The 25,734-nt window shown below is 66.5% G+C and carries 21 protein-coding genes; 11 read left to right on the top strand and 10 right to left on the bottom strand.

Features of this window, described 5'->3' with window-relative positions:
• Nucleotides 1-28 precede the first annotated feature (28 nt).
• Nucleotides 29-712 carry a hypothetical protein gene (locus tag BN2156_RS27275; protein ID WP_090518070.1) on the bottom strand — a complete coding sequence of 228 codons (684 nt, stop codon included), beginning with the start codon at nucleotides 710-712 and terminating at the stop codon, nucleotides 29-31.
• A complete protein-coding gene (locus tag BN2156_RS27270) occupies nucleotides 713-1,780 on the bottom strand; it encodes a M23 family metallopeptidase (protein ID WP_162490983.1) in 1,068 nt (355 codons plus the stop codon).
• Between the two features lie 283 nt (nucleotides 1,781-2,063).
• Between BN2156_RS27270 and sucC the strand changes: the two genes are divergently transcribed.
• Nucleotides 2,064-3,227, top strand: a complete 1,164-nt coding sequence (sucC, locus tag BN2156_RS27265; protein WP_090518069.1) for an ADP-forming succinate--CoA ligase subunit beta — start codon at nucleotides 2,064-2,066, stop codon at nucleotides 3,225-3,227.
• 14 nt (nucleotides 3,228-3,241) lie between these two features.
• Nucleotides 3,242-4,144: a succinate--CoA ligase subunit alpha gene (gene sucD / locus BN2156_RS27260; protein ID WP_066899211.1), complete on the top strand. Its 903-nt coding sequence runs from the start codon at nucleotides 3,242-3,244 to the stop codon at nucleotides 4,142-4,144.
• 53 nt (nucleotides 4,145-4,197) lie between these two features.
• On the opposite strand, the gene BN2156_RS27255 is transcribed toward sucD, so the two are convergent.
• The 3 genes from BN2156_RS27255 to BN2156_RS27245 form a co-directional block, all read right to left on the bottom strand.
• Nucleotides 4,198-6,066, bottom strand: coding sequence for an alpha/beta hydrolase family protein (locus tag BN2156_RS27255; RefSeq protein ID WP_090518068.1), 1,869 nt, complete (start codon nucleotides 6,064-6,066; stop codon nucleotides 4,198-4,200).
• Between the two features lie 40 nt (nucleotides 6,067-6,106).
• Entirely contained in the window at nucleotides 6,107-6,721 is a 615-nt protein-coding gene (locus BN2156_RS27250) for a TetR/AcrR family transcriptional regulator (RefSeq protein ID WP_210436737.1), read from the bottom strand.
• Between the two features lie 99 nt (nucleotides 6,722-6,820).
• On the bottom strand, nucleotides 6,821-7,387 hold the full coding sequence (locus BN2156_RS27245) for a TetR/AcrR family transcriptional regulator (protein WP_090518600.1): 567 nt from the start codon (nucleotides 7,385-7,387) through the stop codon (nucleotides 6,821-6,823).
• Between the two features lie 139 nt (nucleotides 7,388-7,526).
• Here BN2156_RS27245 and BN2156_RS27240 point away from each other — a divergent pair, with 139 nt between their 5' ends.
• Together BN2156_RS27240 and BN2156_RS27235 are read left to right on the top strand one after the other, a co-directional pair.
• Nucleotides 7,527-8,486: an oxygenase MpaB family protein gene (locus BN2156_RS27240; RefSeq protein ID WP_090518066.1), complete on the top strand. Its 960-nt coding sequence runs from the start codon at nucleotides 7,527-7,529 to the stop codon at nucleotides 8,484-8,486.
• Nucleotides 8,487-8,810: 324 nt separating this feature from the next.
• Complete coding sequence (locus tag BN2156_RS27235) at nucleotides 8,811-10,337, top strand: acetyl-CoA acetyltransferase (protein ID WP_090518065.1); 1,527 nt, start codon at nucleotides 8,811-8,813, stop codon at nucleotides 10,335-10,337.
• A gap of 83 nt (nucleotides 10,338-10,420) precedes the next feature.
• Here BN2156_RS27235 and BN2156_RS27230 read toward each other — a convergent pair whose 3' ends face one another.
• On the bottom strand, nucleotides 10,421-11,269 hold the full coding sequence (locus tag BN2156_RS27230; RefSeq protein WP_090518064.1) for an LLM class F420-dependent oxidoreductase: 849 nt from the start codon (nucleotides 11,267-11,269) through the stop codon (nucleotides 10,421-10,423).
• Nucleotides 11,270-11,410: 141 nt separating this feature from the next.
• Here BN2156_RS27230 and sfnG point away from each other — a divergent pair, with 141 nt between their 5' ends.
• From sfnG to purH, 5 genes are all read left to right on the top strand, one after another.
• Nucleotides 11,411-12,541: a dimethylsulfone monooxygenase SfnG gene (gene sfnG / locus BN2156_RS27225; RefSeq protein WP_090518063.1), complete on the top strand. Its 1,131-nt coding sequence runs from the start codon at nucleotides 11,411-11,413 to the stop codon at nucleotides 12,539-12,541.
• Between the two features lie 134 nt (nucleotides 12,542-12,675).
• Nucleotides 12,676-13,524: a DUF5336 domain-containing protein gene (locus tag BN2156_RS27220; protein WP_090518062.1), complete on the top strand. Its 849-nt coding sequence runs from the start codon at nucleotides 12,676-12,678 to the stop codon at nucleotides 13,522-13,524.
• Nucleotides 13,525-13,584: 60 nt separating this feature from the next.
• Entirely contained in the window at nucleotides 13,585-15,081 is a 1,497-nt protein-coding gene (locus tag BN2156_RS27215) for a cell division protein PerM (RefSeq protein WP_090518061.1), read from the top strand.
• A gap of 10 nt (nucleotides 15,082-15,091) precedes the next feature.
• A complete protein-coding gene (purN, locus tag BN2156_RS27210) occupies nucleotides 15,092-15,721 on the top strand; it encodes a phosphoribosylglycinamide formyltransferase (protein ID WP_162490982.1) in 630 nt (209 codons plus the stop codon).
• Nucleotides 15,718-17,280: a bifunctional phosphoribosylaminoimidazolecarboxamide formyltransferase/IMP cyclohydrolase gene (purH, locus tag BN2156_RS27205; protein ID WP_090518059.1), complete on the top strand. Its 1,563-nt coding sequence runs from the start codon at nucleotides 15,718-15,720 to the stop codon at nucleotides 17,278-17,280. The genes purN and purH overlap by 4 nt, the downstream gene beginning before the upstream one ends.
• A 138-nt stretch (nucleotides 17,281-17,418) precedes the next feature.
• On the opposite strand, the gene BN2156_RS27200 is transcribed toward purH, so the two are convergent.
• From BN2156_RS27200 to BN2156_RS27190, 3 genes are all read right to left on the bottom strand, one after another.
• Nucleotides 17,419-18,279: a type IV toxin-antitoxin system AbiEi family antitoxin gene (locus BN2156_RS27200; RefSeq protein WP_090518599.1), complete on the bottom strand. Its 861-nt coding sequence runs from the start codon at nucleotides 18,277-18,279 to the stop codon at nucleotides 17,419-17,421.
• A gap of 199 nt (nucleotides 18,280-18,478) precedes the next feature.
• Nucleotides 18,479-19,492, bottom strand: a complete 1,014-nt coding sequence (locus BN2156_RS27195; protein WP_090518058.1) for an alpha/beta hydrolase — start codon at nucleotides 19,490-19,492, stop codon at nucleotides 18,479-18,481.
• Nucleotides 19,493-19,530: 38 nt separating this feature from the next.
• On the bottom strand, nucleotides 19,531-21,381 hold the full coding sequence (locus BN2156_RS27190) for an LpqN/LpqT family lipoprotein (protein WP_090518057.1): 1,851 nt from the start codon (nucleotides 21,379-21,381) through the stop codon (nucleotides 19,531-19,533).
• A gap of 150 nt (nucleotides 21,382-21,531) precedes the next feature.
• Here BN2156_RS27190 and BN2156_RS27185 point away from each other — a divergent pair, with 150 nt between their 5' ends.
• Both BN2156_RS27185 and BN2156_RS27180 read left to right on the top strand, forming a co-directional pair.
• Nucleotides 21,532-22,914 carry a sigma 54-interacting transcriptional regulator gene (locus tag BN2156_RS27185; protein ID WP_162490981.1) on the top strand — a complete coding sequence of 461 codons (1,383 nt, stop codon included), beginning with the start codon at nucleotides 21,532-21,534 and terminating at the stop codon, nucleotides 22,912-22,914.
• Nucleotides 22,907-24,895: a vWA domain-containing protein gene (locus BN2156_RS27180; protein WP_090518055.1), complete on the top strand. Its 1,989-nt coding sequence runs from the start codon at nucleotides 22,907-22,909 to the stop codon at nucleotides 24,893-24,895. The genes BN2156_RS27185 and BN2156_RS27180 overlap by 8 nt, the downstream gene beginning before the upstream one ends.
• On the opposite strand, the gene BN2156_RS27175 is transcribed toward BN2156_RS27180, so the two are convergent.
• Nucleotides 24,892-25,719, bottom strand: coding sequence for an MBL fold metallo-hydrolase (locus BN2156_RS27175; protein ID WP_090518054.1), 828 nt, complete (start codon nucleotides 25,717-25,719; stop codon nucleotides 24,892-24,894). The genes BN2156_RS27180 and BN2156_RS27175 overlap by 4 nt on opposite strands.
• Between the last annotated feature and the right edge of the window lie 15 nt (nucleotides 25,720-25,734).

The following is a 25,734-nucleotide window of genomic DNA, read 5'->3' as shown; positions in this document are numbered from 1 at the left end:
AACAGCGGTTCGCGGCCCTACCAGGCGCCTATCTTCGTGCACTCCAGCGCCCGGTCGAGGGCAACACGGTGAACAGGATGGCCGCCAGCGGTAGTGCCGGCATCGCGTAGACGACCGGGTGCAACCGAGCCCCGGCGATGAACAGGCTGCCGAAGATCAGCAGCCCGATCACCGCTCCGACGACGACCAGCAGCCGGCCCATGCGCCGGCGCAGCAACAATGCGATGAGCCCTCCGATGGTTGCTGCAGCCGAGATCGCCGCCAGGAATCCGATGGCCACGCAGAACAGTCGGTCGGTGCGCCACCAGCCGGCGATCAGGTCGGTGGCGATGACGCCGGTGGCCCAGCCGCTGAGGATGGCCATCGTGGCCGCGACGATGGCTGTGCGGGGGTCGGTGCCCACCGCGGTGCGAGGGATGGCCACCGGGCGAGCACGCGGCACGTAGCTCGTGCTGGCGTCGTCGGTGGCGGGGCTGACAAGGCCCGTCTGCGCCTCGCTGCCGGTGATCCCGGCGATCAGGCTGGTCTGGGGTTCCGCGCTGCCTGCGGACGGGATGGCGCCCGTGGGATGACGGCGGATGATGCTCGTGTGAGGCTCGTCGGCGACGGGCACAGGCCGGGAAATCGGTTCCTGCGGCTGACGCCGGATGATGCGGGTGTGGTCGTCGTCCTCGTCGGGATTGCCTGCTGCTGACTGGCGGTCGTCGCTCACTCAGCCAACATAGCTGCCGAGGCTGAGGCCCCGTTTGGCCAGCCACGGGACCGGATCGATCCGGCTGGTGCCGTTCTGAAGAACCTCGAAATGCAGGTGGGGGCCGGTGGAGTAGCCCCGGTTTCCGACGGTCGCGATCTGGTCGCCGGCCATCACCCGGTCGCCCTCGCTGACGAGCCAGGTGTTGATGTGGCCGTAGAGCGTGACGGTGCCGTCGGCGTGGCGCAGCTTGACCCAGGCGCCGTAGCCCGCGGTGGGGCCCGAGGCGATCACGACGCCGTCGGACACGGCGACGATCGGCGTGCCGATCGGGCTCGCCAGGTCTATGCCGGCGTGCAGCACACCCCAGCGGTAACCGAAGTTCGAGGTCCAGACGTAGCCCTTGGTAGGCATCACGAACAGCGGGCGCGACAGGCGGGCCTCGCGTTCGGCGCGCTCCTGGGCGAAGGCGGCGGCCTTGGTGATCTCCTCGGCGTGCACCGAGGTGTCGGCGGCCGAAGAGACCGAGACGATCTGCATGCCGTCGACCGAGCCGGTGACCGAGGCGCCTTCGACGTGGGTGCCGTCGGAGGCCAGGATCGTGTCGTCGGCCTGTGTCTCGGTCGGGTTGCCCAGGGAGTAGGCGCCGGCGGCGGTGGCGCCCGCGGCCATCGCGGCGATCATCAGGCGGCTCTTGACGGCGCCCGCGTGCTCCTTGCGGTGGGCGCCACGGCGGCCGGCCATGTTGATCACGTCAGTGGCGGCGACGCCGTCGCTCACATCGGTGTGGCTGTCGCGGTATGCGTATCGCGAGCCACGCTCACGGCCGGCTTCGGGGCGGAAGCGGGAGGGGACGGCGAGACGGACGGGCACCAGATCGTCGGTGTCGTTTAGATCGTCGAGTTCTGGGGCATAGATAACGCTGGAATCGTCATCGCCGGAAGTTTCGTCGAACGCCTCGAAAGCGCTGAAGGGGATGACGTCCGTGACCTCGGCGGCGTCCAGCTCATCAGGGGAAAGGCGGCGTCTGCGCTGGCGCGCGTCCGTCGGCACCCCTCGCGGGGCTGCGGACGAACGGTGCTGCGGCAAGACTCGAGAATCCTTCTTCGTCGTGACCTGAACGTTATCTGGACCAGAGGCACGTTAACCAAATCCCAATGATGGTGGCAACTTATGGGTCTATTCCGCGCTGGAATGTGATCCGTATCACCTCCCATGGGCGGTGAGATCTACCACATGAGCCGGAGGCGATGCTAATCCATCACTCGGTCGTGGATAAAGTGCCAGCGGGCCCGTCAAGGAGGTATCGACCGGGCAGCTTCGAAGCGCGTTCGAAGCCGAAGCAGACAGTCAACGCCTATCTAGGAAGCACATGGATCTCTTCGAATATCAGGCGAAAGAGCTGTTCGCCAAGCACAACGTCCCCACGACTCCGGGCCGGGTGACCGACTCGGCGGAGGACGCCAAGGCGATCGCCACCGAAATCGGCAAGCCCGTGATGATCAAGGCTCAGGTGAAGGTCGGCGGCCGCGGTAAGGCCGGCGGCGTGAAGTACGCGGCCACCCCCGAAGATGCGCTCACCCACGCGCAGAACATCCTCGGTCTCGACATCAAAGGCCACGTCGTCAAAAAGTTGCTGGTGGCCGAGGCGAGCGACATCGCCGAGGAGTACTACATCTCTTTCCTGCTCGATCGTGCCAACCGCACCTACCTCGCCATGTGCTCGGTCGAGGGCGGCATGGAGATCGAGGAAGTGGCCGCCACCAAGCCCGAGCGGCTGGCCAAGGTGCCCGTCGACGCCGTCAAGGGTGTCGATCTGGCCTTCGCGCGTGAGATCGCCGAGAAGGGCCACCTGCCCGCCGAGGTGCTCGACGCCGCTGCCGTGACCATCCAGAAGCTGTGGGAGGTGTTCGTCAAGGAGGACGCCACCCTGGTTGAGGTCAACCCGCTGGTGCGCACGCCCGACGACCAGATCCTGGCGCTGGACGGCAAGGTCACCCTCGATGCGAACGCCGACTTCCGTCAGCCCGGCCACGCCGAGTTCGAGGACAAGGACGCGACCGATCCCCTGGAGCTGAAGGCCAAGGAGAACGACCTCAACTACGTCAAGCTCGACGGAGCGGTCGGCATCATCGGTAACGGTGCCGGTCTGGTCATGTCGACGCTGGACGTGGTCGCCTACGCCGGTGAGAAGCACGGCGGCGTGAAGCCGGCCAACTTCCTCGACATCGGCGGTGGCGCTTCGGCAGCCGTGATGGCTGCCGGCCTGGACGTCATCCTCAATGACAGCCAGGTCAAGAGCGTGTTCGTCAACGTGTTCGGCGGCATCACCGCGTGTGACGCGGTGGCCAACGGCATCGTGCAGGCGCTGGAGATCCTCGGTGACGAGGCCAACAAGCCGCTGGTCGTCCGCCTCGACGGCAACAACGTCGAAGAGGGCCGCCGCATCCTGGCCGAGGCCAACCACCCGCTGGTGATCCAGGCCGACACCATGGACGCCGGTGCCGACAAGGCCGCCGAGCTGGCGAATAAGTAAGGGAGCCAACCAGAATGTCTATCTTCCTGAACAAGGATTCCAAGGTCATCGTCCAGGGCATCACCGGCGGTGAGGGCACCAAGCACACCGCGCTGATGCTCAAGGCCGGCACCCAGGTCGTCGGTGGCGTGAACGCGCGCAAGGCCGGCACCAAGGTCAGCCACAAGGACAAGGATGGGAACGACATCGAGCTGCCGGTGTTCGCATCGGTCGCCGAGGCCATGAAGGAGACCGGCGCCGACGTGTCGATCGCCTTCGTGCCGCCGGCCTTCTCGAAGGACGCCATCATCGAGGCCATCGACGCCGAGATCCCGCTGCTGGTGGTCATCACCGAGGGAATCCCGGTGCAGGACAGCGCATATGCTTGGGCCTACAACGTCGAGAAGGGGCAGAAGACCCGCATCATCGGCCCCAACTGCCCGGGCATCATCACCCCCGGTGAGTCGCTGGTCGGCATCACGCCGAACAACATCACCGGTAAGGGCCCGATCGGTCTGGTGTCGAAGTCGGGCACGCTGACCTACCAGATGATGTACGAGCTGCGCGACCTCGGTTTCTCGACCGCCATCGGCATCGGCGGCGACCCGGTCATCGGCACCACCCACATCGACGCCATCGAGGCGTTCGAGAAGGATCCCGAGACCAAGATCATCGTGATGATCGGTGAGATCGGTGGCGACGCCGAAGAGCGTGCCGCCGACTACATCAAGGCCAACGTCACCAAGCCGGTCGTCGGCTACGTCGCGGGCTTCACCGCGCCGGAGGGCAAGACCATGGGCCACGCCGGCGCCATCGTGTCGGGCTCGTCGGGCACCGCCGCGGCCAAGAAGGAGGCCCTGGAGGCCGCCGGTGTGAAGGTCGGCAAGACGCCGTCCGAGACGGCCAAGCTGGCTCGCGAGCTCTTCGAAAGCCTGTAAGTCGTTACAACGGAAAGGCCCCCGCCACGGCGGGGGCCTTTCTTGCGGGCGTACTAGACGCGACCGCCCAGATGCTCGGCCAGGAACCGCTCGACCGCGTGGTACATGTCAATTTGGTTGTCCGGGTTGAGGAATCCGTGGCCCTCGTCGCCCTTGACCATGTACTCGACCTCGACGCCGCGCCCGCGCAGTGCCTCGACGAGGTTGTCGGATTCAGCCTGGACCACGCGAGAGTCGTTGGCGCCCTGCACCACCAGCAGGGGTGTGCGGATCTGGTCGACCTTCGTGATGGGGGAGCGGGCCAGCATGTCGGCCTCCTGCGCCGGGTCATTGTGATTGCCGACGTAGAGGTGCCAGTTGTTGGCCAGGAACGGCCGGGCCACCGTCGGCAGCGTGCGCATGAAGTTGGCCAGGTTGGAGATGCCGACGTAGTCGACGGCGGCGGCGAAGACGTCCGGGGTGAACGTCACTCCGACCAGCGCGGCGTAACCGCCGTACGAGCCGCCGAAGATCGCCACCTTGTCGCGGTCGGCGTAACCCTGCTTGACGGCCCAGTCCACCGCATCGATCAGGTCGTCGTGCATCTTGCCGGCGAACTCGCCGATCGCGGCCTTCGTGAACGCCTTGCCGTAGCCGGTCGAGCCGCGAAAGTTGACCTGTAGCACCGCATATCCGCGGTTGGCCAGCATCTGCACGTCGGGCTGAAAGCCCCAGCAGTCCCGGGACCACGGGCCGCCGTGCACCAGCAGCACCATCGGCAGGTCGGTCGGCTCGACCCCGACGGGCAGGGTCAGATACGCGTGCAACTCCAACCCGTCGCGTGCGGTGATGGTTACGGGTGTCATCGGCGCTAATAAATCTGAATTCAGATTCGGATATGGACGGAACAGCAGCCGGCTCTCGCCCGTCGAGTGGTCATAGAAGTAAGTGGCCCAGGGATCGCGGTCATGGGTGAAGTTGACCACCCAGCGCTGCCCGCTGTCGTCGGAAGAGATGCCGCCGAGATCGCCGTCCGACAGCTTGGTCAGATTCTGCAGTACCGCGGCGAAATCCGGGTCGAGGGCGTGAATCACCTGGCGTTCCCCGTAGTAACGGGCACCGATCAGCTCGCCGGTCCGCTCGCTGAGGATCAGCGGTGACGGCAGCACCATCTGGGCTGCCAGGTCGAACGTCGGGTGACTGTCCACCTCCGTCTCCGCGCCCGTCGCCACATCGATGCGGACCAGGCGGGTGCGGTCGGTGCCGGTGTTGGCGCCCAGCCAGATGCCGGTGCCATCGGGAGTGACGGTGATCGGATGGATACCAAGCGGGTAGTCGGCCCCGTCGAACGTGGTGATCGTCCGCAAGGAGCTGGTCGCCGGATCCCATTGCGACAGTTGCACATCGCCGTCAGCGGTGAGCGTCGAGCTGAACAGTTCACCGGTCCGGCTGGACAGCCAGCTGAACACGGTGCCCGGATTCTGTGCGAGCAGTGTGAGTTCGCCGGTGGCGACGTCGAGTTCGTACACATCGAGGAGTTCCGGTGTGCGGTTGTTGATCTGGACGATCGCTTTTCCCGGGCGACCCTTGGGGAGCTCGAGTTCTGCCCGGGCGCCGGGGAATGGTGTGAGGTCGACGACCGCGGCTTCGGGATTGTCGAGGTCGACGCGGTAGACGTGCCAGTTCTCGTCGCCGCCGGTGTCCTGCATGTAGAGCAGCCACCGCGGATCGTCGGTCCAGAAGTACAGGTACACACTCCGGGTCGCGTCCGCGGTGACGCACTGCGGCGGTGCCTCACCGTCGAGGTCCTGCACCCAGACGTTGAGTCGGTTCTTCCATGGCGCCAGGTAGGCGATCCTGGTTCCGTCGGGCGAGATTCGCGCGGCTGTGCGCTCGGGTGGGCTGAAGAAGTCCTCTACCGAGATCAGATCGGGTAACGCCATTACGCTCCTTTTGCGGTTGCGGACAAGCTCTTTCGGTCGATCAAGCAGTGACGGGACCGCCCAGCCGGCCGTTGGTGGCGTCGCGGATCGCACGGTCGATCAGCGCGAGCGCCTGCTCTTCGGTGACTTTCTTGCCGTCGACGATGACGGCTGTGCTGACGTCTTCGTCGACGACGCGGAACGCGCCGGTGACCGCGGCTGCGCACAGTCGGACGGTCAGGTCTTCTGGTGGCAGATGCAGCCGGTCGGCGATCACGGGGATGAAGCCCTGTTCCATCCGGTCATGCACCATCAGGTAGGAGGTGCGCAGGGCCGGTTCGGTCGGGGTCATGGTGGCGATCCGCATCGCGCTGATTTCGTCCTCGACGTCCTGAGGCGTCAGCGGATGTGAAATCCCGTCGGCGGCAAGGTGTTCAGCCAATGACAGCTCGTGTGGCCAGCGGTTCAGGATATCGATGAACCGGTCCGCGGATTTGGCCAGCACCGGTTCGACGCAGCTTTCCTTGGCCCGGAAATAGCGCCAGATCGTGCGGGTGGAAAGCCCTGCCGCCGCGGCGATGTCGTCACCGCTGGTGCCGGCGACGCCGCTTTCCCAGAACAACTTGCAGGCATGTCGTGACACCGCGAGACGTGCCTGGTCCTGCTTCTCGCCGATCGCCCTCACCTCCAGAACTTGTCACTTAGTGACAGCTCCAATGTGTCACTAAGTGACAGGGCCGTCAAGGTGTGCTGGTGGGCGACGCTGTTGCCCGAGCTACTGGCGCCCGGCTGCCAGCAGGCCCGCCGAGGCGAACTTCAAACCGCTGCGCAGTTCGTCGAGCTGGATCGGGTCGTCACTCTCGATGTAGCGCGTCGTAGTGGCCACGGCCATGTTGAAGAACAGCCACGCCAATGCCCGTGGGCTCAGCTCGTGGCGATACTGGTCCCGGTAGTGCGCCATGTGCAGGGTGGTCATCGCCAGCAGTGTCGCGTTCAGGCCTGAGGCATTCTCCAGCGTGCGGGCATAGTCGGGCCGATCGGCGACGTAGCGGATCAACTTCCGGTTGGCGATCGTGAAGTCGATCAGGATGTCGATCGACGCCTGCATCGCATCCTGTGGCTGCTCCAGGGTGACCGACCGGAGCATGTCTTCGATCAGCGGCGCCTGCTCGGCGGCGAGCTGCTCGATCGCGGCGTGGATGAGCTCTTCCTTGTTGGCGAAGTACTGGTAGATCGATCCCTTGCTGACGCCGGCCCGCTCGGCGACGGCGTTGGTGGTGATCTGGTCGGGGTCGGTCTTCTTCAGCATCCTCACCGCAGTCGCGATGATTTTTGCGACCATCTCACGAGAGCGCTCCTGCTGGGGCAGCTTGCGCTGCTTTGAAGTGCGGGTTTCCATTTCTGCCCTCGAGCTCAAATGCGACTTGAATGCGACCTTTCGGTCAGATTACCGTCGGCTCACGCTCAAGGAGGTGCGTTGAATGACCGCCACATCGGATGTCTCAATCCCGGCCGTCGAAGAGTCCGCCGACATCGAACTCGTTCCGCTGGACTCATTGACCGGCGAGCACACCGGGCGGTGGACGTTTCTGATCGTCGACGGGGCGGCCTTCATGATGCAGGCGATGCACCCCGTCATCGCGGAGATCACCGGCCGCTATTCGGCTGCGTTCCACGGAGATCCGGGCGGCCGGGCAATTCGCAGCGTCGACTCGGTGCTGCGTTGGACCTACGGCGGCACCGAGGCGGTCGCCGAAGGGAACCGGGTGCGCGCACTGCACCAGCCGATCACGATGAAGAGCGCCGAGACCGGAAAGCAGATCAGTGCGCTCAATCCCGAGGCGTATCAATGGGTCATCGCCACGGGCTACATCGTCAACGCCGAAGGTGGCGGCAAGCTGCTGATCGGACGCGACTTCACCGACACCGAGAAGGACGAGTTGTTGCGGGACAACCGCCGGCTCGCGCGCCTGCTGCACGTGCCGATGAACGGCTACCCGACGACCCGCGCCGAGATGGCCGAGTACTACGAAGCCATGATCGACAAGCTGGAAGGCACGCCGCAGGCGTTGCAGTTGATCGAGGAGATGCAGACCGGCAACGTCGAGCTGCCGCCGTCTGTGCCGAAGCTGTTGCACCCGTTGGTCCGCCGCGCACTACGCCCGGCGCTGCGGTTCAACTACCTGTCGGTGGTCGGGCTGCTCGAGCCACGGCTGCGGGCCAAGCTCGGGGTCACTTGGAGCGACGCCGAAGAGCGTCAACTTCAGCGCATCTACACCTTGATCCGCGCCGCCTACCGCATCCTGCCTGACCGGCTCACCTACTTCCCGCTGGCCTATCACGCGCGCAAACATCATGAGTGCCTTGAGAAGATGAAGCAGCGGCAGCAGAAGTCGTTCGCCTACAACCTCTCAGAAGGTCCAGCTGCCAGAGGGTTGTAGCGCGAACCCGTGTTTGTGGTCGGCGTCGATGCAGGCCACCAGGTTGTTCTTTCCGACGACGAGCTTCTTGCCCGCGGATATTGGCATTGACCGGGCGGATGCACACGGGTATCCCACCCAGTCAGCACGGACGGTGTCGTCCGTTGCGCCGTCGGGCTTGCGAGCCACAGGGGATGTTGGCGGCTCGCTCCCACCCGAGCGCGGCAGATACCAGGTGGCCCGTCGTCCCCCCAAGGCCGCTGAGCGCTGCAGATATGCACCGATTTCACTCACCAAACCCCAATCGGTTAGCCTCGCGAATTAACACCCGTCAAGGAGATTGTCATGGTCGATCCGCGCACCCCCGTCATCGTCGGCGTCGGTCAGTTCACCGAACGCATCGATCTCGATGGCTATCGCGGCATGTCCTCGGTCGAGTTGGCCACCGAGGCGGCCAAGGCGGCCCTACACGATTGCGGAGCCGACGCGACCGCGGTGGCGCAGGCCATCGACACCGTGGCGGGCACGCGGCAGTTCGAGATCTCCGGGCCGCAGACACCCACGCTGGGGGTGTCCAACAACTACCCGCGTTCGGTGGCGCGCAACGTCGGCGCCGAGCCGGCCCGCGCCATCCTCGAAGTGATCGGTGGCCAGAGCCCCCAGCACCTCGTCACCGAATTCTCGGCGGCCATCGCCGCCGGCGAGGCTGAGGTGGTGCTGCTGTTCGGCTCGGAGAACACCTCGACGCTGCGCCACTTCTCCAAGCGCGACGACAAGCCGGACCACTCCGAGACGATCGACGGTCAGCTGGAGGACCGCGGCTACGGCTATGACGGCATCTTCGACGAGTACACGATCAAGCACGGGCTGATCGGTGCCCCGGTGCAGTACGGCCTGCTGGAGAACGCGCGCCGGGCCCGGCAGGGTCTGTCGGTCGCGGACTACCGCCAGGCGATGGCCGAGCTGTTCGCGCCGTTCTCCAAAGTGGCGGCCAAGAACCCGTATTCGTCCGCCCCGGTGGAGCGTTCGGCCGAGGAGCTGGCCACCGTCACCGAGAGCAACCGGATGATCTGCGACCCGTACCCACGCATGATGGTGGCGCGCGATCAGGTCAACCAGGGTGCGGCGGTACTGCTGATGTCGGTCGAGTCGGCCCGGAAACTCGGTGTGCCCGAAGAGAAGTGGGTGTACCTGCGCGGGCATGCCGATATGAAGGAAATCAAGCTGCTCGAACGCGCCGAGCTCGGCTACAGCGAGGCCGCGGTGATCGCGATGAACGAGGCGCTGCGGGTCGCCGGGATCACCCTCGACGATGTCGCCGCGTTCGACCTCTACAGCTGCTTCCCGTTCCCGGTGTTCAACATCTGCGATGGCACCGGCCTGGCGCCCGACGACGAACGCGGTCTGACCCTCACCGGTGGCCTGCCCTTCTTCGGCGGGCCGGGCAACAACTACTCGATGCACGGCATCGCCGAGGCCGTCAATGAAATGCGCGACAAGCCGGGTCAGTTCGCGCTTGTCGGCGGTAACGGGGGAATCGCGAGCAAGTACTCGGTCGGCATCTACTCGACCGAGCCGGCCGATTGGGCGGCCGACGGCAGCGCCGCTCTGCAGGAGACGTTCAACGCGCAGGACCGCGTGGTGATCACCGAAACGGCCGATGGCCCAGCCTCAATCGAGACTTACACGGTCCGTTACGACTGGACGCCGCGCACGGGGATCATCATCGGGCGCCTGGATTCCGACGGCAGCCGATTCCTGGCCACGACCACGGACGAGGCGCTGCTGGAGTTGCTCACCGACGGCGAGCCCTTGGGCGCGTCGATCGTCGTGCGCTCCGGCGAGAAGCGGAACACCGCGACGCCGGCGTAGCCATCCACGAGATCAACGCCATGGTCGTTCCACGCGAAGCTGTACGACCATGGCGTTGATCTCGGCGTATCAAGCGCCGCGAACTAGACCAGCGACGCCAGCTTGCCGGCGAGCCGCTCGACGTATGTCGACACCTCGGCCTCGGACTTGTCGGGCAGGCCGAACAACACCTCGGTCACGCCCAGTTCACGCCAGTGCGCGAGCTTGTCGGGGTCCGGCTTGAAGTCCAGCGCCACGATCTGAGGAGCGCCGGAGCGCCCGGCCGCGGCCCAGGTGTCCTGCAGCAGCTTGACCGGCTCGTCGATGTTGAAGTCCCGCGGTGTGGTGATCCAGCCGTCTGCCGACTTCGCGATCCACTTGAAGTTCTTCTCGGTACCGGCCGCGCCGACCAGCACCGGGATGTGTGACTGCACCGGCTTGGGCCAAGCCCAGGACGGACCGAAGTTCACGAATTCGCCTTCGTACGAGGCTTCTTCTTCGGTCCACAACGCGCGCATCGCTTCCAGGTACTCGCGCAGCATCGTGCGGCGCCGGCCCGGGGGAACGTTGTGGTCTGCGAGTTCGTCGGTGTTCCAACCGAATCCGACACCCAGCGATACGCGACCGCCGGACAGGTGGTCCAGGGTGGCGATGGACTTGGCCAGGGTGATCGGGTCATGCTCGACCGGCAGCGCGACAGCCGTCGACAGCCGCACCCGCGACGTCACGGCGCATGCGGTGCCCAGCGACACCCACGGATCCAGGGTGCGCATGTAGCGGTCGTCGGGCAGGGACTCGTCTCCGGTGGTCGGATGAGCAGCTTCCCGCTTGATCGGGATATGGGTGTGCTCGGGCACGTAGAAGGTGGTGAAGCCGTGATCGTCGGCCAATTTGGCGGCCTTGGCCGGGGCGATGCCGCGGTCACTGGTGAAGAGAACAAGCCCATAGTCCATGACCAGAATTAGAACGTGTTTCAGTCCGAGTAGCAAGACGGACCGTCTCGTTGGGTGGCCCAAAACGGAGAAAGGCGGGAGAAAACTTCACCGCGAGTGATACCCGCGACGTGCGGCCACGTCTTTGCTGGGATCTCCGGCATGACGACTGAACGCATCGCCGACCACGTCAAGTTCGCCTACTGGGTGCCCAACGTCAGCGGCGGCCTGGTCACCAGCGATATCGAGCAGCGCACGGACTGGAACTATGAGTACAACAAGAAGCTGGCGCAGACCGCGGAGAACAACGGGTTCGAATATGCCCTGAGCCAGGTTCGCTATGAGGCCAGTTACGGCGCCGAGTACCAGCACGAGTCCACCAGTTTCAGCCTGGCGCTGTTGCTGGCCACCGAAAGGCTCAAGGTCATCGCCGCGGTTCATCCGGGCCTGTGGCAGCCGGCCGTGCTGGCCAAGCTCGGCGCCACCGCAGACCATCTCAGCAACGGCCGCTTCGCCGTCAACGTGGTCTCCGGCTGGTTCAAAGACGAGTTCACCCACCTGGGCGAGCCGTGGCTCGAACACGATGAGCGCTACCGGCGCAGCGCGGAATTCCTGCAGGTTCTCCGGAAGATCTGGACCGAAGACGACGTCGATTTCCGCGGCGATTTCTACCGCATCCACGATTTCACCCTCAAGCCCAAGCCGCTGAACACCGCCGAGCGCCCGAACCCCGAGCTGTTCCAGGGCGGCAACTCCACCGCCGCGCGGCGCAACGGCGGCCACTACGCGGACTGGTACTTCTCCAACGGCAAAGACTTCGCGGGCATCACCGAACAGGTCGTCGAGGTGCGTGACCACGCCCGTGACGCCAATAGAGAGGTGAAGTTCGGCCTCAACGGTTTCATCATCGCCCGCGACACCGAGAAGGAAGCGAAAGAGACGCTCAAAGAGATCGTCGCCAAGGCCAACAAGCCCGCCGTCGAAGGCTTCCGCAGCGCGGTGCAGCAGGCCGGCAACTCCACCGGTGACAAGAAGGGAATGTGGGCGGATTCCAGCTTCGAGGACCTGGTGCAGTACAACGACGGCTTCCGCACACAACTGATCGGCACACCCGAGCAGATCGCCGAACGTATTGCCGCATACCGCAAACGTGGCGTGGACCTCATCCTGGGCGGATTCCTGCATTTCCAAGAGGAAATCGAGTACTTCGGCGCGAAGGTGCTGCCACTCGTCCGCGAAATCGAGTCAGCCGAAACGGATTCCGCCGACGCGCCCGTCCTGGTATCGGCTTGAGACCGCGCTGACATCAAGCACGCGCGCCCAGCACCCAGCTGGGTGCGCTAGCGTGGAAGCTCGAATCGCTCACGTGGTCGGTATTCATGCCTGCGTGAACACACGTCGCGAAGCTCGATAGCACAGGAGAGGTCATGACCTACCCGCCCAGTAACCCCGGATACCCGCCGCAGTCGGGCTCCCAGTTCGATGCAACTCAGCAGTTCGCCAAGGCTGTCCCCGCTCCTGTGCCCGCCGCTCCGGCCGCACCGGCCAATGCGGCCCCCGGTGAGAACAAGTTGCCCGAGATCCTGCTGGCTGTCGTGGCAGGTGTGGGCCTGCTCATCTACTTCGTGAGCTTCGCCTTCGAGGTTCAGGCGGTGGTGGGTTCACTGGTGGTGGCCGTTCCGGTGTTGGCCGGCCTCGTGGCCGGCGTCAGCGTGCTGCCGAAGCAGAAGAACCGTGTGGCCCTGGCGGCCGTGCTGTCCACCCTCGGCTTGCTGCTGTCCATCAGCCTCTCGGTCGCTGCGGGCGGAGACGCTGACTGGACCGTCTGGGTTCTGCTCGTCCTGACTCTCGTCCAGGCCGGTGCCGCGATCACGGCGCTGCTGTTCGATGCGGGCGTCATCCCCCCGCCGGCACCCAAGCCCCAGTTCGACCAGCAGCCGCAGTACGGCCAGTACGGTGGCCCGTCGCAGTACTACGGCCAGCAGCACCAGCCGCAGCACGGTGGCCAGCCCTACCAGCAGGCCCAGCCGCAGCGCCCCGGCTACCCGTCGCAGTACGGCGGTTACTCCGGCGGTCCGAGCACCGGTGGTTTCCCCGTGCAGACCCCGCAGGGCCCGCAGGGTCAGCAGCCGAGTGGCCCGCCGACCCCGCCGACCGGTTACCCCACTTACGGCCAGCCGCAGCAGTCGGGCTCCTCGGCGCCCACCACTGCCGTTCCGGCACAGCCGCAGGCACAGCAGTCGCCTTCACAGCAATCTGGCCCTGCATCGTCGTAAGCTGATCGGCGCGTGCGCTTCCCGCGCACGCGCCGATCATTGCGAGGAGCAGCCCACCAAGTGAGTAACCGGCCAGTCGGCACCCGCCAGGCACGTGAGTTGCTCCGGGTCGCGTTCGGGCCGTCCGTGGTCGCGCTGGTGGTCATCGCCGCGATTGTGCTGTTGCAGCTGCTGATCGCCAACAGCGACATGACGGGCGCGCTGGGTGCGATCTCCAGCATGTGGCTGGGCGTGCACCAGGTACCGGTGTCGATCGGTGGCCGCGAACTCGGGGTGATGCCCCTGCTGCCCGTACTGGCGATGATCTGGGGCACCGCGCGCACGACGGCCACGGCAACCGCCCCCAATTCCTCTTGGCTCGTCACCCGCTGGGTCGTCGCCTCAGCTCTGGGCGGGCCCATTCTGATCGCGGCCATCCTGTTGGCCGTCATTCATGACGCCGCCTCGGTGATCAGCGAACTACAAACTCCCAGCGCTCTGCGCGCGTTCTGCAGTGTGCTGATCGTGCATCTGATCGGGGCGCTGATCGGCGTCGGGTCAAAAATCGGTCACCGCGCCTCGACCACGTCACGGGCCGCCTCGCTGCTGCCGGACTGGCTGCCAGAGGCGTTCCGCGCCGCGACCGCCGGCGTGCTGGCCCTGTTCGGGCTTTCCGGTGCCGTCACGGCCGCGTCGCTGGTGGTGCATTGGGGCACGATGCACGACCTGTTCGCGATCACCGACAGTTTGTTCGGCCAGCTCAGCCTCACCTTGCTGTCGATCCTCTACATCCCCAACGTGATCGTGGGCGCCTCGGCCATCGCGGTCGGATCCAGCGCCCACGTCGGCTTGGCCGCCTTCAGTTCGTTCACCGTGTTTGGCGGCGACATTCCCGCCGTGCCGGTGCTGGCCGCGGTGCCGACGCCGCCGCTGGGACCGATCTGGGTGGCCCTGCTGATCGTCGGGGCGGCCTCGGCGGTGGCGCTGGGCCAGCAGTGCGCACGGCGTCCGCTGCCGATCGGCCCGGCCGCAGCCAAGTTGCTGGTGGCCTCGGTGCTGGCGGCGGTGACGATGGCGCTGCTCGGCTACGCCGGTGGTGGCCGGCTGGGCAACTTCGGCGACGTCGGGGTGGACCAGTCGACGTTCGCGCCGGCGGTGTTCCTCTGGTTCGCCGGTATCGGCGGGCTGACGGTGGTGATGTCTGGTGGCTTGACCCGCAAACCCAAGCCTGTGACCCCGCCCACGCCGGCACCGCCTGAGCCGGCCGAGCCACAGGCTGAGCCCGAGCCCGTGCCCGAGCCCGAATTCGACGAAGCCGACGAGTGCGTCGACGAGGTCGAATCCGAGTACATCGAAGCGGAACCCGAGCCCGAACCCGACCAGCCGTTGGTGTCATGGTCGGCCGAGGAGCCCCCGGCGGACGAGCCGGAGGACTACGACGACGTGCAGGAAACCGTCTACGAACCACGTCCGCGGCGCTACGAAGACCTCGATGACGATCCCGAGGAGCACTTCATCGTCGACGACATTCCCGACGACGATGTGACCGGCGATCAGCCGCGTCGTGCGGGCGACTAGGCTGCTGCGCGTGCAGCAACCGTTACATGTGCCTCCGAGTGCACCGGCACGGCTGGTAGTGCTGGCTTCGGGGACAGGGTCGTTGCTCGCCTCGCTACTGGCTGCCGCCGTCGACGACTATCCGGCGCGCGTCGTCGCCGTCGGAACCGACCGCAAATGCGCCGCCCTGGACATCGCATCGTCGGCCGGGGTGGCGTCCTACTCCGTCCGGTTGGGCGACTATTCGGAGCGCGACGCCTGGGATGCCGCACTCACCGCGGCCACCGCCGAACACGAGCCGGATCTGGTGGTCTCGGCCGGGTTCATGAAAATTCTGGGCAGCCAATTCCTTTCCCGCTTCCCGGGCCGGGTGGTCAACACTCATCCGGCGTTGCTGCCCGCGTTTCCCGGGGCGCACGCGGTGCCCGAGGCATTGGCCTACGGCGTGCGGGTGACGGGCTGCACCGTGCATCTCGTGGACTCCGGTATGGATACCGGGCCGATTCTGGCCCAACAGGCCATCGAGGTGCTCGATGATGACACCGAAGAGACTTTGCATGAGCGCATCAAGGTGGTCGAACGTCGACTGCTGGTGGATGTGCTGGCCGCGCTGGCAACCCGCGGCGTGACCTGGACTGGACGAAAGGCGACCATAGGGTGAGCGAGAAGAAACCGATCCGGCGAGCGCTGATCAGTGTCTATGACAAGACCGGCCTGGCCGATCTGGCCCGCGGCCTGCACGAGGCGGGCGTGGCCATCGTCTCCACCGGGTCGACCGCCAAAACCATTGCCGCCGCTGGCGTTCCGGTGACCCCGGTGGAAGACGTGACGGGTTTCCCGGAGGTGCTCGACGGCCGGGTCAAGACCCTGCACCCGCGGGTGCACGCCGGTCTGCTGGCCGATACCCGCAAGCCCGAACACGTTGCCGCGCTGGCCGAACTCGAGGTCGAGGCGTTCGAGCTCGTGGTGGTGAACCTGTACCCGTTCTCCGAGACCGTCGAGTCCGGGGCATCGGTGGACGAGTGTGTCGAGCAGATCGACATCGGCGGCCCGTCGATGGTGCGTGCAGCTGCCAAGAACCACCCGAGCGTGGCCGTCGTGGTCGACCCCCTGGGTTATGACGGCGTGCTGGCAGCGGTGCGGGCCGGTGGCTTCACCTTGGCCGAGCGGAAGATCCTGGCGTCCTTGGCCTTCCGGCACACCGCCGAGTACGACGTGGCGGTGGCGAGCTGGATGGGGTCGACGCTGGCGCCGGAAGAGCCCGCCCAGAAGCTGCCGCAGTGGTTCGGTGGCACCTGGCATCGCAGTGCGGTGCTGCGCTACGGCGAGAACCCGCATCAGCAGGCCGCGGTGTACCGCGACGACTCCGCGTGGCCCGGACTGGCTCAGGCCGAGCAGTTGCACGGCAAGGAGATGTCCTACAACAACTACACCGACGCTGACGCGGCGTGGCGGGCGGCGTTCGACCACGAAGAGATCTGCGTGGCGATCATCAAGCACGCCAACCCGTGTGGCATCGCGATCTCGTCGGAGTCGGTGGCCGACGCGCACCGTAAGGCCCACGAGTGTGATCCGCTGAGCGCGTTCGGTGGCGTCATCGCCTCCAACACCGAGGTCAGCGTCGAGATGGCCGAGACGGTCGCCGACATCTTCACCGAGGTCATCATCGCCCCGGCCTATGAGCCCGGCGCGGTCGAAATCCTGGCCCGCAAGAAGAACATCCGTATCCTGGTGGCCTCCGAGCCGCTGGTCGGTGGCATCGAGCTGCGCCAGATCAGTGGTGGGGTGCTGCTGCAGCAGCGCGACGCTCTCGATGCCCCGGGTGACGATCCGGCGAACTGGATCCTGGCCACCGGTGAGCCGGCCGACCCGCAGACACTGAGTGATCTGGTGTTCGCCTGGCGGGCCTGCCGCGCGGTGAAGTCCAACGCGATCGTGGTCGCCAAGGACGGCGCGACCGTGGGTGTCGGTATGGGACAGGTGAATCGCGTTGACGCGGCCGGGCTGGCCGTGCAGCGTGCGGGTGACCGCGTCGCCGGGTCGGTGGGCGCCTCCGATGCGTTCTTCCCGTTCCCCGACGGCTTGGAGACGCTGACGAATGCCGGCGTCAAGGCGATCGTGCACCCGGGTGGATCGGTGCGTGACGCCGAGGTGACTGCGGCCGCCGAGGCTGCCGGCATCACGCTGTACCTCACCGGCGCAAGGCATTTCGCTCACTAGTTATCTGTTGGTGCGTGCGCCGTTTCCTACACCTGGGTTGTTGATCGCGTGGTTTGGCGACCCGGGCGTAGGAAACGGTGATCAGCTGCCGCGCGTGCCTGCACGGCTTTCTACACCTGGACTGTGGCGGGCTCACGATCACGACCCAGGAGTAGGAAACGGCGAAGCACCGCGTCGAGCAAAGGCCTCTCGAACCCGGTGAAGGATGAACGCCTTGCTGTGTTCAGCGACGACTCGGATGTCGATCCAGCCTTCACGTTCGATGAGTTCGCTGCGGCCGATGTCATGCACATACCGCGGTCGATCCGTGGCGTGGTGCTTACCTTCGTAATCCAGGCCCACCTTGACGTCGTCATAACCCATGTCGATGAATGCCTCGTTGAAGCCGTCGCTCACTCGGATCTGCGTGCGCGGGCGTCGGAAACCTGCATCGATGAGGAGTAGCCGCAGCCAGGTCTCTTTCGGAGATTGCCCGCCGGGATCCATCAGGTCGAGTGCTGTCCGGGCACCTCGGATTCCACGCAGGCCGCGAAAGCGAGCAGCCAATTCGAGCACTCGGCCGGCTTCGACACCCGTCGCCATGGCCAGCGCGTCGAGGTGGGCGACCGCCTCGTCACGGGGAAGAAACCGAGCCAGATCAAGGGCGGTTCGCAGTGGCGTGGTGACGTTGAAATCGCCTATGCGGCAGACCTCGTCGGGACTGATGCGCTCCTCGCGCACGATGATGCCGGGCCGACGACGTCCGTGCTCGGCGATCAGCTCTACAGGCGCATTGTCGTCAACCCATTGCGCGCCGTGCAGCGCCGCCGCTGCCCGACCGGCGATGATCCCGCGGCGGCCGGTCCACAGCCATGCGGCCATGGTGTTGGCGCGCAGTGATCGAACGGCGTCCTTCGGTAGGTAGACGCGCGGATGTGCGGCGGCATAACGCCATCGCAGTTGCCCTGGCGTAAGAACGCCGGCTGCGATCGCTTCGGTTCCGATGAATGGTGCGTCCATGGCACCGATGGTCGAGGGCATGACCGACGGAATGACGGTGCCCACGCACGCTTCAGCTGAGGTTGGGGATGAACCGCGCGCTGTGGATCAATTTGGTGCGCCGCGCTGCTCATCGCTTTCTACCAGGGGGTCGCTACAGCAGGCGATCTACGACCCAGGGGTAGAAAGCGGCGCAGGACTAATGCACCACGAAGAGCCTCTACGCGCTCACCTCGTCCTCGACCTCAGCGGTCGCGTATGCGATGAATGACGTGATCTCCTCGACCGCCTGACGCGCGTCGGGGTTGACGTCGAAGCTCAGCTGGAACATGTGCATCGCCCTGTCCCACACCTGAACCCACGCCGGAACGCCGGCGGCCTGAAGCTTGTCGGCCAGGGCGAAGGTGTCGTTCAGCAGCATCTCGTGCGTACCGACCTGGAGCAGGAACGGCCCGAGCCCGTGCAGGTCCGCCTCGGGCGGCATCACCGGTGTGGGCCGGGTGCCGTTGACCGTGGCGAACACGTCGTAGATGAACTTCACCGTCATGAACGGGAACATCACGTCGCGATGCTCTTGCAGGGCACGGTATTTCAGGTCCATGTCGGATGACGTCAGTGGCGAGAGCAGGACCTGCCCGGCGGGCACCGGCAGCCCGGCGTCGCGGGCGGCCAGGGCGGTGTCGGCGGCGAACAGTCCGCCGGCCGAATCGCCGGCCAGGACAATCTTTTCGGGGGCGAACCCAAGGGACAGGGCCAGGCGGTAGCCGTCGAGTCCGTCGGCGACGGCGTCGTCGATGTCGGCCTGCGGGGCCAGCCGGTAGCCCACGTTGAGCACACGTGCCCCGGTGGCGGCAGACAGCTTCGACACGAAACGGCGGTGTGAGTTCAGGCCAAGGGTCACCAGCGCCGAGCCGTGCAGGTAGACGATCACCCGATCGGAATCGCGGGCCTCGGGTGCGATCACCCATTCGGCCGGGCAGTGGGGCAGCGCCACCGGTGTCACCTCGGTACCGGGCAGCGGCTTGATGAACCGCAGGGGCCGGTCGATGACGTCGAGGTGCGCGCGCTGCAACACATCGGGGGCGACGCGGTTGATGCCCATTCCGATCAGGGTCAGTAGACCCAGCAATGGGCGGACGAAGATCGCGGTGGTCCAGCCGAGTGCCCTGGACTGCAGAGATGCGGGGCCGAAGTGCACGGTGGCCGGGCGGCTACGCCAATCGAGCGAATTCACGGTACCAAGGGTACTGGGTACCTGAAGTAACTCGTGGCTCAGGGCACGGTGATGGTGGCCTGGCCCTCGATCGCCTTGTTGATGTCGGTCAGGGCGGTCTTGTCACGTTCGGTGGCGTCGGCGTTGATCTGCAGCACGTAGACGTTGCCGGGCGCCTGGATCACGACGGTGGTCTGGGTGATGGCCCGACGCTGGCCGCCCTTGGCGTAGGTGCCGGCCAGGTGCACGGTGGGGAATCCGCTGATGTTCCCGCGGGTCACGTCGCCGCTCGGCTTGTAGTCGGCCAGGTTCTGCAGCTCGTTGGGTGCGAACTCGAGCAGCTTGTTGGGGTCGACGTCGCCGGCCAGCCTGGAGATCAGCGAGACGACCGACGGCGGTTCGGTCGGGTTCACCGGATCGTTCACGATCGCCGAGTAGGCCCAGGCCGGGGTGCGCGGGCCGGCGTCGATCCATCCGGGCGGGGTCGGCATGGTGAACACCGGTGCGCCCGGATCACCGCGGTGGACCGGTGTTTCGACGATGCCGCTCTGCTTGATGTAGTCGGCGATGGTGAAGGCGTGGCCCGGCGGTGCGGGCGAGGTGGTGGTTTCCGCCGACGTATCGGTGGCGACCGCGGAGGTGGTCTCACCGCCGCCGCCGCCGTTTTCGTCGCCGGACGTCATTGCCATCGTGATGCCGCCGACGAGCAGGATCACCGCGCCGATGGCGGCGGCGGCGATGACGAGGCCGCGCCGGTTACCCGACTTCTTCGGGATCGGGGTGTGCGGCAGCGGGGGCGGCCCGAAGTTGGTCTGCGGCGGCCCAACCGGCCCGGCCGGTCCGACGACGCCCGGCATGGCGACCGGTGCGCCCGCAACGGGTTTGCGGGAAGACGTTTCGTTGCCCGCCCAAGATGAGGTGAACACCGGCGGTTCCGACGGGGGAACGGGCCTCGGGTTCGACGGCGACAGCGGGGCGGGCGGCGGGTTCACCGGCTTCGGGATGATCAGCGGGGTGGTCGGCGGCGCCGGCTCGTGAGTGGGTGCCGGGGTGCGCACCTCGGGGGTGGTTCCGGTGGCTGCCTCGGCCAGTGCGACGGCGAAGTCGTGGCAGGTGTCGTAGCGGTCCTTGGCGTCCTTCGACAGCGCCTTGGCCATCACCGAATCGAATACGGCCAGTTCGGGTTTCGTGTCGGCGAGCTTGGGCGGTGGGGAGTTCAGGTGGTGGCTGATCACCACGGCCGGGTTGCTGTGCGCGAACGGCGGGGTGCCGGTGAACAGGCGATAGGCGGTGGCGGCCAGCGAGTACTGGTCAGCCCGGCCGTCAAGGGGCTGGCCCATCAGCTGCTCGGGCGCGGTGTAGGACATCGAACCCACGGTGATGTTGGTCGACGTGAGTCCATTGACCTCGTCCGCGCGCCGCGCGATGCCGAAGTCGGTCAGCATGATGCGGCGCTTGGCGCCCTGTTTGCTGGTGAGCAGGATGTTGGCCGGCTTCACATCCCGGTGCAGTAGCTTGCGCTGATGCGCGTAGTCCAAGGCGTCGCCGACGGCGGTGACGACCTCGATGACGTCTTCGGCCGGCATCCCCTTGGGGTACTGGTCGTGCAGCAGCTTGGCGGCGTCGTGCCCGTCGACGTAGTCCATCGAGATCCACAGGCGGCCCTCGAATTCGCCGCGGTCGTGGACGCCGACGATGTGCGGATGCCACAGGGTGGCGGCCATGTCGGCCTCACGGATGAATCGTTGCCGGAATTCGTTGTCCGAGCTGACGCTGATGGGCAGCACTTTGAGGGCGTCCTCGCGGGGTAACCGCGGGTGGGACGCCAGATAGACCTCGCCCATGCCACCGGTGCCCACCAACTTGACGATGGTGAACCCGGCGAATTCCTGACCGCTAGCCAACGGCATGGAGCGCAGACTACCGGTCGCGGCGCTCGGACAACGAGTATGTCGGGCTGTGTGGCCCACATGCGGCGGTTCGCGCCCGCGGGCGGCGCTGTGACCTCAGTTCTGCCGGGTGGCGATGTGCGCGGTCGTCTTCAGTCGTAGCGTGGAGTGGTGAGCCAACCCAAGGATCTGCCTCGCACCGTCGGTGAGCTGCGTGCCTCCGGCCATCGTGAGCGGGGTGTGAAAGCCGAAATTCGGGAGAACCTGCTGTCCGCCCTCGCGGACCGCCGCGATGTGTGGCCGGGAATCCTGGGATTTGACGACACGGTGATCCCGCAGCTGGAGCGGGCTTTGATCGCCGGCCACGATGTGGTGCTGCTCGGTGAGCGCGGTCAGGGCAAGACGCGGCTACTGCGCGCGCTGACCGGGCTGCTCGACGAGTGGACGCCGGTGATCTCGGGATCGGAGTTGGGTGAGCACCCGTACAGCCCGATCACGCCGGAGTCGATCCGCCGTGCCGCCGATTCCGGTGACGATCTGCCGATCGAGTGGCGACACCGCAGTGAGCGGTACACCGAGAAGCTGGCCACGCCGGACACGAGCGTGGCCGATCTCGTCGGCGACATCGACCCGATCAAAGTGGCCGAGGGGCGCAGCCTGGGTGACCCGGAAACGATCGCCTACGGGCTGATCCCGCGGGCGCACCGCGGCATCGTGGCCGTCAACGAGCTGCCCGATCTGGCCGAGCGGATTCAGGTGTCGATGCTCAACGTGATGGAGGAGCGCGACATTCAGGTGCGCGGCTACACGTTGCGGCTGCCGCTCGACGTGCTCGTCGTGGCCAGCGCCAACCCGGAGGACTACACCAACCGCGGCCGGATCATCACCCCGCTCAAGGATCGGTTCGGCGCCGAGATCCGCACGCACTACCCGCTGGAGATCGACGACGAGGTCGGGGTGATCCGCCAGGAGGCCCAGCTGGCCGCCGAGGTTCCCGATTACCTGCTCGGGGTGCTGGCGCGGTTCGCCCGCAATCTGCGTGAATCGAACTCTATCGATCAGCGTTCCGGTGTGTCGGCGCGGTTCGCGATCGCCGCAGCCGAGACGGTGGCGGCCTCGGCCCGGCACCGCTCGGCGATTCTCGGTGAGGACGATCCGGTGGCCCGGGTGGTCGACCTGGCCACCGTGATCGACGTGCTGCGTGGCAAATTGGAGTTCGAGACGGGCGAGGAGGGACGCGAGCAGGCGGTGCTGGAGCACCTGCTGCGACGCGCCACCGCCGACACCGCACAGCGGCTGCTGGGCGGCATCGACGTCGCCCCGCTGGTGGCCGCGGTCGAGGAGGGCTCCCCGGTGACCACCGGTGAACGGGTGTCGGCAAAGGACGTCCTGGCCGCGCTGCCGGATCTGCCGGTCCTCGACACGCTCGCTTCCCGGTTGGGTGCGGTGTCGGTGGGGCAGCGGGCCGCTGCGGTCGAATTGGCCTTGGAGGCGCTGTATCTGGCCAAGCGTGTGGACAAGGTGACGGGGGAGGGCGAGACGGTCTATGGCTGATCCCGGCCGGGGACACGGGCACACCTCGCGGTATTCGCGATACACCGGTGGCCCCGACCCCTTGGCACCGCCGATCGATCTGCGCGACGCCCTCGAGCAGATCGGTCAGAGCGTCATGGAGGGCAGCTCGCCGCGCCGAGCGCTCTCCGAGCTGATGCGACGCGGCACCGAGGGCATGCGCGGTACCGACCGGCTGGCCGCCGAGGCCAACCGGAAGCGCCGGGAGTTGTTGCAGCGGCACAACCTTGACGGCACGCTGCAGGAGATCAAGAAGCTGCTCGACGAGGCCGTGCTGGCCGAGCGCAAGGAGCTGGCCCGCGCACTCGACGACAATGCGCGGTTTGGCGAACTGCAGATGGAGGCACTCTCGCCGTCACCGGCCAAGGCCGTTCAGGAACTCGCCGACTATGACTGGCGCAGCCCCGAGGCCCGGGAGAAGTACGAGCAGATCAAGGATCTGCTGGGCCGGGAGATGCTGGACCAGCGTTTCGCCGGCATGAAGGAGGCGTTGGAGAACGCCACCGACGAGGATCGGCAGCGGGTCAACGACATGCTCGATGACCTGAACGATCTGCTGGACAAGCACGCCCGCGGGGAGGACACCCCGCAGGACTTCCAACAGTTCATGGAAAAGCACGGCGAGTTCTTCCCGGAGAACCCGCAGAACATCGATGAGCTGTTGGACTCGCTGGCGCAGCGGGCGGCAGCCGCACAGCGGTTCCGCAACAGTCTGTCGGCCGAGCAGCGCGCCGAACTGGATGCCTTGGCGCAGCAGGCCTTTGGTTCGCCGTCGCTGATGAACGCGCTGAACCGGCTCGACTCACACCTACAGGCGGCGCGGCCGGGTGAGGATTGGACCGGTTCGGAGCGTTTCTCCGGTGGGGACCCGCTGGGCATGGGGGAGGGCGCCCAGGCGATGTCCGACATCGCCGAGCTTGAGCAGTTGGCCGATGCGCTGTCGCAGAGCTATGCCGGCGCGTCGATGGATGACGTCGACCTCGAGTCGCTGGCCCGTCAACTCGGTGAGGATGCCGCGATCGACGCCCGAACGCTGGCCGAACTGGAGAAAGCCTTGGTGAACCAGGGCTTCATCGACCGTGGATCGGACGGGCAGTGGCGGCTGTCGCCGAAGGCGATGCGTCAGCTCGGCCAGACCGCACTGCGTGATGTGGCGCAACAACTTTCGGGGCGTCACGGTGAGCGGGACACGCGCCGGGCCGGTGCGGCCGGCGAGCTGACCGGAGCCACGCGGCCGTGGCAGTTCGGTGACACCGAACCGTGGAACGTCACCCGCACGGTGACCAACGCGGTGCTGCGCCAGGCAGGCACCGGACTCGTGGAGCGGCCTATCCGGTTCGCGGTCGAGGATGTGGAGATCTCCGAGACGGAGACCCGCACCCAGGCCTGCGTGGCGCTGCTGGTGGACACCTCGTTCTCGATGGTGATGGAGAACCGCTGGCTGCCGATGAAGCGCACCGCGCTGGCCCTCAACCACCTGGTGAGCACCCGGTTCCGGTCAGATGAATTGCAGATCATCGCCTTTGGCCGGTACGCCCGCACGGTGACCGCGGGCGAGCTGACGGGGCTGGAGGGCGTGTACGAGCAGGGCACCAATCTGCACCATGCGCTCGCGCTGGCGACGCGGCATCTGCGTCGTCATCCCAACGCCCAGCCCGTCGTGCTCGTGGTGACCGATGGTGAGCCCACCGCGCACCTTGAAGACTTCGGTGACGGTCACGGGTCGGAAGTCTTCTTCGACTACCCGCCGCACCCGCGAACCATCGGCCACACGGTGCGGGGTTTTGACGAGGTGGCCCGCCTCGGCGCACAGGTGACGATCTTCAGGCTGGGCTCTGATCCGGGGCTGGCCCGGTTCATCGACCAGGTGGCCCGCCGTGTGCAGGGGCGTGTGGTGGTGCCCGATCTCGACGGCCTGGGTGCCGCGGTGGTTGGTGACTACCTGCACTCGCGGCGGCGCTAGGCCGTGGCGGCGGGTCGATGGGATGGGTTGCACATCTGTCCGAGTGGGGCGCCACACAACCTCTCGGTGATGCCGCCGGCGTGGAAGGCTGCGACCGTATCGGCAGGGCCCTGCCTGAAGTGCCGCCAGCCGTCCTGATGGGCGACGACGACATGAGGCGCGTCGAGCACCTCTGCGGCAGCGGCGGCGCGCTCGGCGGTCAGGCTGAGCGGTCGCCCGTCGAACTTCGCCGGTACTGATGCCGAACCCGCGAACAACACCGCGCAATCGATGTCGCCGACGCGTTCGCGGATCTCCCGGACGATCGCGATGGCGGTGTTGTCCCCGCTGATGTAGACCCTGGGACCGTCGGTGGCGCTGACGACGAATCCGATGACCTCGCAGTTGACGAAGCCTTCTTCGTTGAGCTCGCCGTCGGCTGGGCCGTGTCGGGCCGGGACTGCGGTCACTTCCAGTCCACCGCCGGGTGACACCCACGTCGTCCAGGGCGCCAACGGCTTTGACGGTCCGCCCAGACGCGGGGCGGCGGTGGGTGTCGTGAGCAGGACGGGTGCGGCCAGCGCGAACGCGCGGCCGGAGATGTCGAGATTGTCGTAATGCAGGTCATGGCTGACCAGCGCGACGTCGACATCACCGACAACGGTCTCGTCGACGGCGGGCCCAGTGAGCTTCTGCAGGTAGCCGTAGTCCCCAGGAGGATCGAAGGTGGGGTCACAGATGAGCCGGTACCCGCCGATGTCGACCACCGTGGTCGGACCGCCGAGGACCGCGACGCCGAACGGTGCCCGTTGCGTCGTCAGGGGAACGTGCACGCAGCTGGACATGACTGCCGCCCTTTC

The sequence above is a fragment of the Mycolicibacterium neworleansense genome (assembly GCF_001245615.1).
Taxonomy (GTDB): domain Bacteria; phylum Actinomycetota; class Actinomycetes; order Mycobacteriales; family Mycobacteriaceae; genus Mycobacterium; species Mycobacterium neworleansense.
The sequence above is the reverse complement of the archived record's forward strand: the minus strand, read 5'-3'. Positions and strand labels throughout refer to the sequence as shown.

Excerpts from the sequence above, each read along its gene's own strand:
- sucC (WP_090518069.1), top strand. The coding sequence starts at position 2,064 with ATGGATCTCTTCGAATATCAGGCGAAAGAGCTGTTCGCCAAGCACAAC.
- sucD (WP_066899211.1), top strand. The coding sequence starts at position 3,242 with ATGTCTATCTTCCTGAACAAGGATTCCAAGGTCATCGTCCAGGGCATC.
- BN2156_RS27255 (WP_090518068.1), bottom strand. The coding sequence starts at position 6,066 with ATGGCGTTACCCGATCTGATCTCGGTAGAGGACTTCTTCAGCCCACCC.
- BN2156_RS27245 (WP_090518600.1), bottom strand. The coding sequence starts at position 7,387 with ATGGTCGCAAAAATCATCGCGACTGCGGTGAGGATGCTGAAGAAGACC.
- BN2156_RS27240 (WP_090518066.1), top strand. The coding sequence starts at position 7,527 with ATGACCGCCACATCGGATGTCTCAATCCCGGCCGTCGAAGAGTCCGCC.
- BN2156_RS27235 (WP_090518065.1), top strand. The coding sequence starts at position 8,811 with ATGGTCGATCCGCGCACCCCCGTCATCGTCGGCGTCGGTCAGTTCACC.
- BN2156_RS27230 (WP_090518064.1), bottom strand. The coding sequence starts at position 11,269 with ATGGACTATGGGCTTGTTCTCTTCACCAGTGACCGCGGCATCGCCCCG.
- sfnG (WP_090518063.1), top strand. The coding sequence starts at position 11,411 with ATGACGACTGAACGCATCGCCGACCACGTCAAGTTCGCCTACTGGGTG.
- BN2156_RS27220 (WP_090518062.1), top strand. The coding sequence starts at position 12,676 with ATGACCTACCCGCCCAGTAACCCCGGATACCCGCCGCAGTCGGGCTCC.
- BN2156_RS27200 (WP_090518599.1), bottom strand. The coding sequence starts at position 18,279 with ATGGACGCACCATTCATCGGAACCGAAGCGATCGCAGCCGGCGTTCTT.
- BN2156_RS27190 (WP_090518057.1), bottom strand. The coding sequence starts at position 21,381 with ATGCCGTTGGCTAGCGGTCAGGAATTCGCCGGGTTCACCATCGTCAAG.
- BN2156_RS27180 (WP_090518055.1), top strand. The coding sequence starts at position 22,907 with ATGGCTGATCCCGGCCGGGGACACGGGCACACCTCGCGGTATTCGCGA.
- BN2156_RS27175 (WP_090518054.1), bottom strand. The coding sequence starts at position 25,719 with ATGTCCAGCTGCGTGCACGTTCCCCTGACGACGCAACGGGCACCGTTC.